The organism is Actinoplanes sp. NPDC026670, assembly GCF_040638175.1.
GTDB lineage: Bacteria > Actinomycetota > Actinomycetes > Mycobacteriales > Micromonosporaceae > Actinoplanes.
Genome location: NZ_JBEZXU010000050.1, coordinates 1 through 13,184, shown reverse-complemented (window position 1 = coordinate 13,184; position 13,184 = coordinate 1). Strand labels below are relative to the sequence as shown.

Genomic DNA, 13,184 nt, shown 5'->3' with positions numbered 1-13,184 from the left:
TCGATCTAGTCGGCCGTCTCCGGGAAACCGGCGGCGGTCAGCGCCTGCTCGACGGCACGCAGGCCGGCGTGCTCGGGCGTGTCGGTCCGCCACCACGGACTCCAGAACGCCTCGACGAAGAGCACGACGTCGCCGTACTCCTGACGCCAGGTCAGGGCGATCGGCGGCAGCAGGCGCAGGCCCTGTGCGTCGAGCGGGCCGACCACCCACCGGTCGCCGTCGAGCTCGATCTCCGGCACCGGCCGTGACGGGAGTTGCTCGATCGTCAGGTCGGTCGCGGTGATCCGGGCCGCCGTGACCGAGGCTCGGACCTTCGCGATGTCCCAGCCCGGATGCGGTGGCGTCAGAGCCTGGGTCAGCACGTCGGCGGTGAGCTCGTCGACGAGCAACGGCTCGGAGGGATCCGCGAAATCCGAGGCGTCGACCACCCCGTCCGGGAGATCACGCACCGCGATCCGGCGGGTCTCCTCGACGCGGGCCACGCGGAACGTGTCGGGGTCGAACGGCCCGAACGAGATCTCCACCGCGAGGGGGCGCACCACCGGCGCCAGGACCTCGATCGCCCGTAACACCGCGGCCCGGCGCTCGGCGACACCATCGAGCACATCGGGCGGACCGAACCGCTCGAACCGCAGCCCTTGATCGGCGATCGAGATTGTCGACATGTCAGTCATCCAGGACCTGGCCCATCGTCACGGCTCGACCTGCCACACACCATCCGGGTCTTTGCTCAAGCGCTTCACGAGCTCGCCATCGCGAGAGTACACGCTGAGGGCGTCCACCTGGGCCGCGCCATCCGGCACGCTCTTACCGCTGTTGAGAGTGGCGGCGTAGTCGTCGAAAATGTTGCCCTGACCGACTTCTCGCCCGCCCTTCATGATCATCGTGGCGTTCCCATCGGCATCCACATCGATCGTCCGGCCGCCCTTCACCGAATACGGCTCCTGGGGCCAGGTCGTGACGAGCGCCGCCTCCACCCGGCCGGTCGTGCCGTCGTTGACTTTTTCGGCGGCATGGTTGATCGCGTCCCCGAGGTCTGCGACGTCCAGCCGTTTCTCCTTGTTGGTCGTGACCTCGACATTGGTGTGCCTGTCACTGCTGTCGACGCCGACGTCGAAGCTCGACATCCTCTGGGTGGTGCCGGGCCGGAGATCCGCATGCGCGTCTGCGCCGACCTGGACCCTCGCATCCGGGTCCTGCTCGGCGACGCTGAGCGCCACCTTCAATTCGTTCACATCGTTGTTGAGGTTGTCGCGAACCAGATTCGGGTCTTTCGCATTGTTCGTCTGGGTGGAGAAATCGACCCAGTCGTTGAGCCCGGAGATCTGCGGATCGGACTCGATCGCGGCCACGGTCTCGTTGATCCGGCCTCGTTCATCAGCGCCGGGAACGTACCTGTCGAGGTAGTTGTCGAGCTTCTCCCGGTTCTCCGGTGTCAGTTGCTCGCCCGCCTCGGAACGCTCGGGGGCCATGGCTTCGGCGAGCTCCGCCCGCGCCGCTGCGGGCACCCTGCCCCACGCGTCGTCCTGCGTCCCGTCGGCCGCCGCCTCGTCCTGCGACTCGGTCGGCTTCGGCATCTCCCGCGCCGGAACCTCCGAGTCCGGCGGACGGGTCCCCTCCACGGACTCAGCCACGATCCCCCATCACGGATTCCGGCCAGACGGCGTCGATCGATGTGCGGTGCGCCTGACAGTTAACCATTCCGCTCAGTGCCGGCGTGCGCGTGCCGAACAGAGACGGCAGGCGTACGAAGGAGTACGGGGATGGCGCTGGCCGGCACGGAGCACGATCAGGCGGTGCTGCTGTCCGCTCCCGACATCGGCGAGCTGGAGCAGGAGTACGTGCTGGCGGCTCTGCGTTCCGGCTGGGTGGCCCCGGCCGGCCCGGATCTCGATCATTTCGAGCGGGAGATCGCCCGGCGCGCCGGGGTGCCGCACGCGGTCGCGCTGAACTCAGGCACGGCCGCGCTGCATCTGGCTCTGGAAGGGGTCGGCGCCGGCCCCGGTGACGTCGTGGTCGTGCCGACCCTCACCTTCGCGGCCACCGCGAACGCCGTGCTCTACACGGGCGCCACGCCGGTCTTCGCCGACTGTGACCCGGCCACCGGCAATCTCGACCCCGGCCTGCTCGCCGACCTGCTGGCGGAGCTCGACGCCGAGGGCGCCCGGATACGAGCCGTCACCACCGTCGACCTGTACGGAACGTGCGCCGACTACAGCCGGATCCTGCCCGTCTGCGAGCGGTACGGCGTGCCGGTCGTCGAGGACGCCGCGGAGTCGCTGGGGGCCGCGCACGCCGGCCGGCCGGCCGGGTCGTTCGGGCGGGTGGGCGCGTTCTCGTTCAACGGCAACAAGATCATGACGACGTCGGGTGGGGGCATGCTGGTCACCGCCGACACCGGGCTGGCCGACCGGGCCCGCTACCTGGCCGGACAGGCGCGTCTGCCGGCCGAGCACTACGAGCACGCCGAGATCGGCTACAACTACCGGCTGAGCAACGTGCTGGCCGCGCTGGGCCGGGCCCAGCTGGCCCGCCTGGACGCGATGATGCTGCGCCGCCGGGCGATCCGGGACAGGTACGCCGGGCTCTTCGCCGACGGGGTGCACCTGCTCGGCGCCGGCGACCCGGCCGGGAACTGCTGGCTGACCGCGATCGTCGTGGACCCGGAACGGACCGGCTGGCGGGCCCGTGAGCTGGCCGCCCACCTGCGGGCCGGGAACGTGGAGACCCGGCCGGTCTTCAAGCCGATGCACCGGCAGCCGCTCTTCGCCGCCGCCCGGTCGCTGCTCAACGGCGCCGCCGATCACCTGTTCACGAACGGCCTGGTGCTGCCCAGCGGCTCCGCCCTGGACGAAAGCGAGATCCACCGCGTGCTCGACGGGATCACCGGGTTCCTGGACGGCCGCCGATGAGACACGGACCAGCGAGCAACGGCGAGCCGGCGAGGAAGGACGGGCCGGGGAGAAACGACGGGCCGGCGAGGAAGGACGGGCCGGCGAGAAGCGACGGGCCGGCGAGGAAGGACGGGCCGATGGGCAACGACGGGCCGGCGGTGGAAGGCGGGCGGGCGATGCGCTGCGACCGGGTGCAGCGGGCGATCGACATCGTCGTCGCCGGTGGGTTGCTGGTGGTCAACGCGCCGGTGATCGCCGGGGTGGCGGTGGCGGTGGCGGCGCGGCTGGGCCGTCCGGTGCTGTTCCGGCAACTGCGGCCGGGACTGCACGGGCATCCGTTCACCCTGATCAAGTTCCGCACGATGCGCGACGTCGACGAGGAACACGGCCTGGTCAGTGACGCCGACCGGATGACCGGCCTGGGCCGGGCGCTGCGCGCGGCCAGCCTGGACGAGCTGCCGACGCTGTGGAACGTGTTGCGCGGCGACATGAGCCTGGTCGGGCCGCGGCCGCTGCTCATGCACTACCTCGACCTGTACAGCCCGGAGCAGGCCCGGCGGCATCTGGTCCGGCCGGGTGTCACCGGGCTGGCCCAGGTGAGCGGCCGGAACCTGTTGAGCTGGGAGGACCGGCTGGCGCTGGACACCTGGTACGTGGACCACCGGTCGCTGGCCCTGAACCTGCGGATCTGCGCCCGCACCGCGCTGGTGCTGCTGCGCCGGGCCGGCATCGCGGCGCCCGGCTCGGTGACGATGCCGCAGTTCACCGGCACGCCGGTGGCAGGACGGGAGGCCGGCGGTGCCTGAGCCGGTTGTCATCGTGGGCTGCGGCGGCCACGGCCGGGAGATCTTCGGCATCGTCGCCGCGGTCAACGACGGCCACGGCGATCCGTGGAAGGTGCTGGGTTTCCTCGACGACGCGCCGTCCGAGGCGAACCTGCACGCCCTGGCCCGGCTCGGCGCCGCCTGGCTCGGGCCGAACGCCCTGCTCGCCGAGCTGGACGCGCATTTCGTGATCGGGATCGGCGACCCGCGGATCCGGGCCGCGGTGGCGGCCCGGCTGGACCCGCTCGGCCGGCCTGCGGCGACGGTCGTGCACCCGGCGGCGACGGTGGGCCTGGGCAACCAGGTGGCCGACGGGGTGGTGATGTTCGCCGGGGCCCGGATCACCACGAACGTGACGCTGGGCCGGCACGTGCATCTCAACCAGAACGCGACCGTCGGCCACGACGCCGTGCTGGCCGACTTCGTACAGGTGAATCCGTCGGCGGCGGTCTCCGGGAACTGTGTGCTCGGCCGGGCGGCGCTGATCGGCACCACCGCGTCGGTGCTCCAGGGCCGGTCGGTCGGCGCGGGCGCGACGGTCGGCGCGGGCGCCTGCGTGGTACGTGACGTCGAGGCCGGGCTGGTAGTCAAGGGCGTGCCCGCGAGGTAGAAGGGTCGGCAGGTGCGGATCACCTACATCCATCAATACTTCAAGACCCCCGGCATGTCCGGTGGGACACGGTCGTACGAGTTCGCGCGCCGGCTGGTCGAGCGTGGCCACGAGGTGCACCTGATCACCGGTGATCCCGATGCCGGCCGGGCCCGGGTCACCGACGAGGCCGGGATCGTCGTGCACTGGCTGCCGGTCCCGTACAGCAACGCGATGTCGTACCGCCGCCGGTTGTGGTCCTTTCTCGGTTTCGTCGGGCGGTCGGCGCTGGTGGCCGGGCGGTTGCGGCATGATCTGGTGTTCGCCACCTCGACCCCGCTGACCGTGGCGATCCCGGGCGCGTGGGCGGCGCTGCGCCGGCGGGCGCCGATGGTCCTGGAGGTCCGCGACGTGTGGCCGGAGCTGCCGGTCGCGATGGGCGCGCTGCGGTCGCCGGTGAGCAGGTGGGCCGCCGAGCGGCTGGAGGCGTGGGCGTACCGCCGGGCGGCGCGGGTCATCGCGCTGTCGCCGGGGATGGCCGCGAGCATCCGGCGGCGGTTCCCGCGGGTGCCGGTGACCGTGGTCCCGAACAGCTGCGACCGGACGCTGTTCGCCGGGGCCGGCCGGGCCGGGGTGGCGCTGCGGCAGGAGACGCCGTGGCTCGGGGACCGCCCGCTGATCCTGTACGCGGGCACGCTCGGCCTGGCCAACGGCGTCGACTACCTGGTCCGGATGGCGGCCCGGCTGATCGACACCGATCCGGAGGTGCGGATCGCGATCGTCGGTGACGGGCGGATGCGCGACGGCATCCGGGCGCTCGCCGCCGAGCTGGGTGTCCTGGACCGCAACCTGTTCCTGCTCGGCCCGGTCAGCAAGGCCGAGGTGGTGGCGTTCTTCGGCGCGTGCGACCTGGCCGCGTCGGTCTTCGTCGACGTGCCCGAGCTGGGCAGCAACTCGCCGAACAAGGTGTTCGACGCGTTCGCCGCGGGCCGGCCGGTCGCGGTCAACCACGACGGGTGGATCGCCGACCTGATCACCGAGAGCGGCGCCGGGCTGGTGCTGCCGCCGCATGACACCGGGCGGGCGGCGGCTGCGGTGTCGGCGTTCCTGTCCGACCGGGCAGGCTGCCGGGCGGCCCGGGCGGCGGCGTACGCCCTGGCCCGCGACCGTTTCGACCGGGACCTGCTGTTCGAGGACTTCGTGGCGGCGCTGACCGGGGCTCAGCGCGGCGAGGCGGCGACGGCCGGCGCCGGGCGGACCGCGGCCAGCAGCAGGAGGATCCACATCAGCCGGGCGTCGTAGTAGTCACCGGAGAACAGGCTGGCCGCGCCGATGAAGATGCCGCAGTAGGCGGCGATCCGGGCCTCCAGGCTGCGCTCGCGGACCGGCACCGCGGCGTAGGCCTGCCACAGGCCGAGCCACGCCACCAGCAGCAGGACGAGGCCGACGAACCCGCCCTCGGCGGCGATCGACAGCGGCAGGTTGTGCACGTAGCGCTCACCGAAGCCGAGGTCGGTGACGGTGTGGAAGCCGTTCAGGCCGGTGCCCAGGATCGGTCGCTGCAGGAAGATCCGCAGGGCCATCTGGAACAGCACGTCACGGGAGGAGGCGTACCCCTGCCCGATGGTCGCCTCGACGAACCGGGACTGGACGTATCCGGCGATCGACGGGCCGGCGGTGATCACCAGGACCGTGCCGAGCACCGCGACCAGGGCGAGCGGTTTGGCGATCCGGTCGAAGTCGATCCGGGGCCGGATGGCGAGCAGCGCGACGGCGATGGTGACGCCGAGCGCGACGATGCCACCCCGGGAGCCGGAGGCGATCGCGCCGAACAGGAACGCCGGGATCGGCACCAGCCAGATCAGCTTCTCGCCGCTGCGCAGGTACAGGTAGAGCGAGGTGATCATGCCGAGGATCATGATCCGGATGAAGACGTTGGGGCCGCCTCCGAGGGCCGCCCACCGGCCGTTGGCCTGATGTCCCCGGCCGGACGCGGCGGCCAGGAAATAGACCCAGGCCGCGGCGTGGAACAGTTTCAGGGTCGTCGCGGTCACCCGGTCGCGGTCCCAGGCGGCCAGGTTGAAGTAGACGACCAGCAGCCCGGCGATGGCGAGCAGGTCGCCGAGCATCGGGCCGGTCACCGAGCCGGCCGGCACCCAGAACACCGACATCGCCTGGTAGCCGAGCAGCGCCAGGATGCCGAGCAGGGCCTGGCCGCCCTGGACCGGGTGCCCGCCCGCGTGATAGGCCTCGAGGAACAACGACAACAACAGGATCAGGAAGAGGGGTACGCGTACGTCGTTCACGACCGGCACGTCGAAGCCGACCCGGTCCAGGGTGAAGCGGCCGGACAGCGTGACGAAGAAGGCGATCAGGACGACCAGCCCCGGGCGGGCCTCGGGCGCGGCGGTCATCAGCGGGGCTGCCGCAGGGCGTAGGCGGCGAGACCGACCGCATCCAGGCCGAGCGCCGTGCCCGCGGCGGCCAGAGCCAGCATCGCCGCGTGATCGGCGGACAGGAACCGGACCCCGATCGCGGTCACCAGGATCTCCAGGACCAGGCAGGCGAGCAGCAGGCGGCTCATGAACTTCGGGTCGAGCAGCGTGTCCATCGTCGGGCGGGCGGCGTAGAACATGGCGAGGGGGATCGCGGCGAGCACCCCGAGGCGCAGCACGGGCACCGCCGCACCGAACTCGGGGCCGAGGAAGTCGTGCACCAGAGCCGGGGCGAACAGCCAGATCACCCCGGTCGGCAGCGCGGCCAGCAGCGCGGCCAGCAGGGGCAGCACGGTGAGCAGCTGGCGCACTCCGCCGTCCTCGCCGGCGCGGTGGAACATCCGGCTGAGCCGGGGCATCAGCACCGGGGTGAGCATGGCGAACACCGAGCAGATCAGGGTGACCGCGGAGGTGGTGAACCCGACGTAGCCGGCCTCGGCGCTGCCGGGCATCAGCACGGCGACCGCGAACGTCGGGAAGGTGTAGAGGGCGGGCAGGGCGAATTCTCCGGGCATGCGGCGTACGCCGTACGAGATCAGGGTCTTGACGTTGGGTTCGGTGGTCTTCTCGGTGGTGGCCGGCTGGCGTCTGATCACCCACGTGGCCCACACACCGACCATCGCCGTGCCGGCGCCCTGGATGATCAGGAAGTCCTCGATCCGGTCGGCGGAGAAGAACGCGAACAGCGGGATGAGCCCGAAGCCCAGGCCCATCACCAGGTTGGAGTCGATCACCTGCTGGTTGCCGCGCAGCCCGGCCAGGGAGACCGTGCACAGGCAGTTGCCGGCCAGCATGATCAGGGCGGCGACGACCGCGGGCCGGCCGCCGGGCAGCCCGAGCAGCCGTGCGATCCCGTCGCCGGCGGCGACACCGGCCAGCCCGACGACGGTGACCAGCACGGCTTCGACGGCCAGCGCTTGCCGGGCCAGGCGCCTGGTGGTGTGCTCGGTGCGCGGCAGGTACCGGTGCAGGCCGACGCCGAGGCCGAGGAGCAGGACCGGCTGGAGGGTGCTGACCGCGCCGCGGGCGATCTGGTAGTAGGCGAACCCGCTGACGCTGCCGCGCTGGGCGACCAGGTGAAACAGCAGCAGCCCGACGCCGAGCACGAACCACTGGACGATCAGGGTGGTGACGTAGTCGCGCCGGACCGCGGCCGGCACGCTGCGCAGCAGGGCCCGCAGGCGCAGGATCTCACGGGCGGGCATGCATCACGCCGCCTTCGGCCCGGACAGGTAGCCGCCGTAGCCGGGCACCGCGTCCGGGCCCTTGCTGGCGACCATGTTGAGCACGCAGCCGAGCAGGGTGGCGTTGACCGCGTGCAGCACCCGCACGGCTCCGGTGACCTGCGCCGACGTGGTGCGGCGGGCGCGGACGACGAGCAGGGTGCCGTCGGTGCGGGCGGCGACCACGGCGGCGTCGGTGACCGGGAGCAGCGGCGGGCAGTCGAAGATCACCACGTCGAACCGGCGGCGTACCTCGTCGACCAGCTCGGTCATCCGCGGCGAGCTGAGCAGTTCGCTGGGATTCGGCGGGGTACGGCCACTGGCCAGCAGCCACAGCCCGGCGCCCCACGGCTGAAGCACCTGTTCCAGGCGGGCGGTGCCGTCCAGGACGGTGCTCAGCCCGGCGGTGTCCTCACGCCCGAGGAAGGCGGCCAGCCGTGGGTGGCGCAACTCGGCGTCGACGACCAGGACCCGCTGCCCGGCCTCGGCGAACAGCAGCGCCAGCCCGCACGCGGTGGCCGACCGGCCCTCGCCGGGTACCGCGCTGGTCACCGCCAGGGTCTTCACCGACCGGGTGGCCGCGGCGCACTGCACCTGGGTGCGGATCTCGCGCAGCGCCTCGGTACGGGCCGAGCCGCTGGCCGAGACGAACGGGCCGCCCGGGTCCATCGGCACCCGGGCCAGCACCGGCGCCGAGGTGAGCCCCTGCAGTGCCTCCGCGGTGCGTACCGTCTGGTCGGCGACCTCCCGCCCGACCGAGCCGACCGCGCCGATCACCAGCCCGGCCACCGCGGCCAGGGCGAAGTTGTTGAGCGCGTTGGGGAAGACCGGGTCCTCGTCGAGGGCCGGGCCGGACACTACAGTGACCTTGACCGTGGAGGGTTTGGCCGGTTCGGGGCGTTCCAGGTCCTCGACGGCGGTGGTGAAGCGCTTGGTGACCCGGGCGAGCAGCAGCAGCGCCCGGTTGGGGTCCCGGTCCTCCACGCTGACCTCCATCATCACCGTGTCGGCGACGGTCTCCGCGGCGATCGCCTCGCGGACCTCCTCGGCGTCCAGGTCGATGCCCGGCGTGCCGGCCAGCGGGGTGGCGACCTCGTCGCTGGTCAGGAGCTTGGCGTAGGTGGCCAGGCGGCTGGTGTTGAACATGCTGGCCGGGTAGAGGTCGGTGGCGCTGGTGATCGGCGTGGAGAAGAAGAAGGTGACCCGGGCCGCGTAGATCGGCGTGCCGTAGAGGTTGACGAGCAGGGCCACTCCGAGCGCGAGAGCCACCGAGGCGGCCAGCAGCCATCGGTTCCGACTGGCGACACGGAGGTACTCCCGCAGGCCCACCGAGACCCCCATTCCGCGGCTGAGCACCACGATATGGCTATCAATCGAGTGAATTCCCTAAAACGGAAAAGTCAGTTTAAATCATAATTCAAAGCTTGATACGCTGCCGAACATGAGGGGCGCTCGCCTGCTACCGCTACTCGTGGACGGCGCCGCCTGGGGAGCCGGTCTGCTCGCGGCGGTCCACGCCCGCTACGACTTCACCCCGAGTCACCGGAGCCTGGCCGGCGCTCTGGCGACCATCGCCATCGCGGTGGTGTTGCAGGCCACGATCGGGCACACCCGGCAGCTGTACCGGGGGCGGTACCGGTTCGCCAGCTTCGACGAGGTGCACGGCGTCGCCACCACCACGACCGCCGTCGCCTTCGTCCTCACCATCGCCGGCATGCTGCTGTCGCGTCCGCTGGTTCCGGTCGGGGTGCCCGCCGTCGGCGGCGCGATCAGCCTGGTCCTGATGATGGGCGCCCGCTATCTGCGCCGGCTCCAGCTCACCCACCGCCTGCGGCCGGACCGCCGGACCGCGGCCCCCGCGGTGCTGTTCGGCGCCGGGTCGGCCGCGGCCGTGCTGATCCACTCGATGCTGCACGACCCGAAAGGGCGGTACCTGCCCGCCGGGCTGATCGACGACGACCCGGACAAACGGCTGCTGCGCCTGCACGGCGTGCCGGTGCTCGGTGGCCGCGACGTGATCGGGCGCGCGCTCGCCGACACCCGGGCCGAGCTGCTGATCTTCGCGGTGGCCAACGCCGACGCCGGACTGGTCCGGGAGATCCGCGACCGCACCCTGGCGGCCGGCGCGGCGTTCAAGGTGGTGCCGTCGGTCAGCGAGCTGATGGACCAGCAGGTGCAGGTCGGCGACATCCGCGAGGTGCAGGTCACCGACCTGCTGGGCCGCCACCAGATCGACACCGACCTGAGCGCGATCGGTGGCTACCTGACCGGCAAGCGGGTGCTGGTGACCGGGGCCGGCGGCTCGATCGGCTCGGAGCTGTGCCGGCAGATCCACCACTTCCGGCCGGCCGAATTGCTGATGCTGGACCGGGACGAGACGTCGCTGCTGGCCGTGCAGCTGTCGATCGACGCACAGGCCCGCCTCGACGATCCGTCGGTGATCCTGGCCGACGTGCGCGACGCCGGGCGGATGCGGGAGATCTTCCGGTCCCGGCGGCCCCAGGTGGTGTTCCACGCGGCCGCCCTCAAACACCTCGCGCTGCTCCAGCGCTATCCGGCCGAGGCGATGAAGACCAACGTCCTCGGCACGCTGAACGTGCTGGAGGCGGCCGAATCGGTGGAACGGTTCGTCAACATCTCGACCGACAAGGCGGCCGACCCGTCCAGCGTGCTCGGCTACTCGAAACGGATCACCGAACGGCTCACCGCCTGGACGGCACGGCGCAGCCGGGGCACGTTCCTGAGCGTCCGGTTCGGCAACGTGCTCGGCAGCCGCGGATCGGTGTTCACCACGTTCAGCACCCAGATCGCCGAGGGCGGCCCGGTCACCGTCACCCACCCCGACGTGACCAGGTACTTCATGACCACCCAGGAGGCGGTGCACCTGGTGATCCAGGCGGCGGCGATCGGGCTGGACGGCGAGGCGCTGGTCCTGGAGATGGGCGACCCGGTCCGGATCGCCGAGGTGGCCCGGCAGATGGTCGCGCTGTCGCGCCGGGAGGTGCCGATCGTGTACACCGGGCTGCGCCAGGGTGAGAAGCTCACCGAGTCGCTGTTCGGCGCCGGCGAGACCGACAGGCGGCCGTTCCATCCGCTGATCTCGCACGTCGAGGTACCGCCCGTCGATCCGAACCACCTGGTCCCGCTGCCCTCCGGCGCCGATCCCCCGGTGCTGATCGCCGCGCTGGCCGAGACCTGCAACCTGCCGGCGCCGGCATCGCCGCCCACTACCGCGTCCTCGCCCGCTCCGCCGGCGGCCGCCGCTCCCGCGTCGCCCTCTCCGCCGGCCGTCGCCGCTCCCGCGTCGGCGGCCTCGCCGGACGAGAGGCCTCGGGAGGAAATCCGACAAACGCGAAGAATCTGATTCTCCCGCGCGAAAGGGTCGCCTACTGCTGCAATCGGGAGCATGGGACCCGGTGGGGACGATGAGCGGCCCGAGGCGAGGCCGGCGCGGGCCGGGGTGCACGCGGCGCTGCGGGCCTGGCGCGACAGCCTTCTCGATCTCGGCGACAACAACCGCCTGATCAACTTCGGCGCCGGTGGCGCCGATCTGGTGGAGATCACCGCGCCCGAGGCCGACCAGGTGATCACCGTGCTGAACCGTGGCACGCCGTGCGCCCTGGCCGGGCCCGGCGGCGGGGACCAGGAGACCACCACGTTCCGCACCGAGCTGCCGGAACGCACCCTCGGACCGCTGCTGCGCCGGATGATGCGGCGCGCCCACCAGGAACACCTCGACCGGGGCGTCGCCGTGCTGCACCTCGCGCTCGGGCTGCTGCACTGGCGGCTCGCCGTCGACGACGAGGACGCCGAGAGCGAGAGCGTCAGCTACGCCAGCCCGCTGCTGCTGCTCCCGGCCGAGCTGGTCGCCGCCGACCAGGGCCGCTACCCGGGCCTGCGGCTGCGCGACGCCGAACCGGTGCTCAACCCGGCCCTCGTGCTGCGGCTGGCGCAGGTCGGCATCACCGTGCCCCAGCTCGAACCGGGCGCCGAGCTGAACGTGTCCCGGTTCTGGGAACAGTTCACCGACACGGTGGCCCGCCGCAACGGCTGGCACGTCGAACGGTCGGTGATCCTGACCTGCCTCACCTTCCACAAGGAGGCGATCTACCGGGACCTCCAGGAGAACGAGGAACGCATCCTGGCGCACCCGGTGATCCGGGCTCTCGCGACCACCGACCACCGGCGGCAGACCGACCAGTTCCGATTCACCCCGATCCGGCCGGAGGACACCGACCGGCTCGCCCCGCCCGAGGACGTGCCGCTGGTGCTGGACGCCGACTCGTCCCAGCGGGCCTGCGTGGCCGCCGCCCTGGCCGGGCAGAGCTTCGTGATGGACGGGCCGCCCGGCACCGGCAAGTCGCAGACCGTCGCCAACATGATCGGGGCGCTGCTGCACGCCGGGAAACGGGTCCTGTTCGTCTCCGAGAAGGTGGCCGCCCTCGACGTGGTGCGCAACCGGCTCGCCGAGGCCGGGCTCGACCGGTACCTGCTGGAGCTGCACGGGCAGAAGGCCGGCCGGCGCGAGGTCGCGACCCTGCTGGCGGCCGCCGTCGACGAGACGCCCGAGGCGCCCGGCGAAGGACCGGCGATCGACCGGGCGGCGCTGCGCGAACGACGGGAGAAGCTGACCGCGTACGCGTACGCCATGAACGAGACCCGGCAGCCACTGGGCGCCAGCCTGCACGAGACGATCGGCCGCTGCGCCGCCCTGTTCCGGGTGCCGGCCGCCCCGGTGCCCACGATCGCCCCGAACTCGCTCACCCCCGACGCCGTGCACCATATCCGGGAGGCCACCGACCAGCTGGCCCGCTCGTGGCGGGCGATCGCCGGCGGCGACGCCCTGCTCTGGCGGGACGTGATCGTCCGGGAACCGCTCGATCCGGCGCTGAGCCGGGCCGAGAAGGCGCTGGCCGCGCTGGCCCGGGCCGCCCGCACCGCCGACGCCGCGGCTGCCGCGTTCGGGCTGCGCCGGCCGTCCGACGCCGACACCCTGGCCCGGCTCGCCGACCACGCCGGCGCCCGCCCGGAACAGGTCGCCGACGCCTGGCTCACCGCGGCCGACCTCGACCCCATCCGCGAGGCGGCCGGCCGGCGCGGCGACAACCTGGCCACCGCCGCCCGGGCCGCCGACGCCGTCCGGCAGCGGGCCGGGGTGC

The 13,184-nt window shown here is 72.2% G+C and carries 11 protein-coding genes; 6 read left to right on the top strand and 5 right to left on the bottom strand.

Annotation, left to right across the window (positions count from 1 at the left end):
- Window positions 1-5 precede the first annotated feature (5 nt).
- A complete protein-coding gene (locus AB0E94_RS36475) occupies window positions 6-665 on the bottom strand; it encodes a hypothetical protein (protein WP_360335966.1) in 660 nt (219 codons plus the stop codon).
- A gap of 27 nt (window positions 666-692) precedes the next feature.
- On the bottom strand, window positions 693-1,634 hold the full coding sequence (locus AB0E94_RS36470) for a hypothetical protein (RefSeq protein ID WP_360335964.1): 942 nt from the start codon (window positions 1,632-1,634) through the stop codon (window positions 693-695).
- 129 nt (window positions 1,635-1,763) lie between these two features.
- Here AB0E94_RS36470 and AB0E94_RS36465 point away from each other — a divergent pair, with 129 nt between their 5' ends.
- The 4 genes from AB0E94_RS36465 to AB0E94_RS36450 all read left to right on the top strand — a co-directional run bounded on the left by AB0E94_RS36465 (window position 1,764) and on the right by AB0E94_RS36450 (window position 5,609).
- Entirely contained in the window at window positions 1,764-2,912 is a 1,149-nt protein-coding gene (locus AB0E94_RS36465; protein WP_360335962.1) for an aminotransferase class I/II-fold pyridoxal phosphate-dependent enzyme, read from the top strand.
- 119 nt (window positions 2,913-3,031) lie between these two features.
- Window positions 3,032-3,700: a sugar transferase gene (locus AB0E94_RS36460; RefSeq protein WP_360335960.1), complete on the top strand. Its 669-nt coding sequence runs from the start codon at window positions 3,032-3,034 to the stop codon at window positions 3,698-3,700.
- Window positions 3,693-4,328: a NeuD/PglB/VioB family sugar acetyltransferase gene (locus tag AB0E94_RS36455; protein WP_360335958.1), complete on the top strand. Its 636-nt coding sequence runs from the start codon at window positions 3,693-3,695 to the stop codon at window positions 4,326-4,328. Before AB0E94_RS36460 ends, AB0E94_RS36455 begins: the two co-directional genes overlap by 8 nt.
- Window positions 4,329-4,340: 12 nt before the next feature.
- A complete protein-coding gene (locus AB0E94_RS36450; RefSeq protein WP_360335956.1) occupies window positions 4,341-5,609 on the top strand; it encodes a glycosyltransferase family 4 protein in 1,269 nt (422 codons plus the stop codon).
- On the opposite strand, the gene AB0E94_RS36445 is transcribed toward AB0E94_RS36450, so the two are convergent.
- The 3 genes from AB0E94_RS36445 to AB0E94_RS36435 are packed head-to-tail and all read right to left on the bottom strand — an operon-like array spanning window position 5,528 to window position 9,381.
- The gene (locus AB0E94_RS36445) at window positions 5,528-6,721 is read right to left on the bottom strand and encodes an O-antigen ligase family protein (RefSeq protein ID WP_360335954.1); all 1,194 of its coding nucleotides are present in this window, start codon (window positions 6,719-6,721) and stop codon (window positions 5,528-5,530) included. The genes AB0E94_RS36450 and AB0E94_RS36445 overlap by 82 nt on opposite strands.
- Entirely contained in the window at window positions 6,721-8,007 is a 1,287-nt protein-coding gene (locus tag AB0E94_RS36440; RefSeq protein ID WP_360335952.1) for an oligosaccharide flippase family protein, read from the bottom strand. Before AB0E94_RS36440 ends, AB0E94_RS36445 begins: the two co-directional genes overlap by 1 nt.
- 3 nt (window positions 8,008-8,010) lie before the next feature.
- Window positions 8,011-9,381, bottom strand: a complete 1,371-nt coding sequence (locus tag AB0E94_RS36435; RefSeq protein WP_360335950.1) for a polysaccharide biosynthesis tyrosine autokinase — start codon at window positions 9,379-9,381, stop codon at window positions 8,011-8,013.
- Window positions 9,382-9,466: 85 nt separating this feature from the next.
- Between AB0E94_RS36435 and AB0E94_RS36430 the strand changes: the two genes are divergently transcribed.
- Both AB0E94_RS36430 and AB0E94_RS36425 read left to right on the top strand, forming a co-directional pair.
- Complete coding sequence (locus AB0E94_RS36430) at window positions 9,467-11,389, top strand: nucleoside-diphosphate sugar epimerase/dehydratase (RefSeq protein WP_360335948.1); 1,923 nt, start codon at window positions 9,467-9,469, stop codon at window positions 11,387-11,389.
- A gap of 42 nt (window positions 11,390-11,431) precedes the next feature.
- Window positions 11,432-13,184 (top strand): DUF4011 domain-containing protein (locus AB0E94_RS36425; protein WP_360335946.1); only part of this gene is annotated, 1,753 nt, incomplete at its 3' end.

Excerpts from the sequence above, each read along its gene's own strand:
- AB0E94_RS36440 (WP_360335952.1), bottom strand. The coding sequence starts at position 8,007 with ATGCCCGCCCGTGAGATCCTGCGCCTGCGGGCCCTGCTGCGCAGCGTG.
- AB0E94_RS36475 (WP_360335966.1), bottom strand. The coding sequence starts at position 665 with ATGTCGACAATCTCGATCGCCGATCAAGGGCTGCGGTTCGAGCGGTTC.
- AB0E94_RS36430 (WP_360335948.1), top strand. The coding sequence starts at position 9,467 with ATGAGGGGCGCTCGCCTGCTACCGCTACTCGTGGACGGCGCCGCCTGG.
- AB0E94_RS36445 (WP_360335954.1), bottom strand. The coding sequence starts at position 6,721 with ATGACCGCCGCGCCCGAGGCCCGCCCGGGGCTGGTCGTCCTGATCGCC.
- AB0E94_RS36460 (WP_360335960.1), top strand. The coding sequence starts at position 3,032 with ATGGGCAACGACGGGCCGGCGGTGGAAGGCGGGCGGGCGATGCGCTGC.
- AB0E94_RS36465 (WP_360335962.1), top strand. The coding sequence starts at position 1,764 with ATGGCGCTGGCCGGCACGGAGCACGATCAGGCGGTGCTGCTGTCCGCT.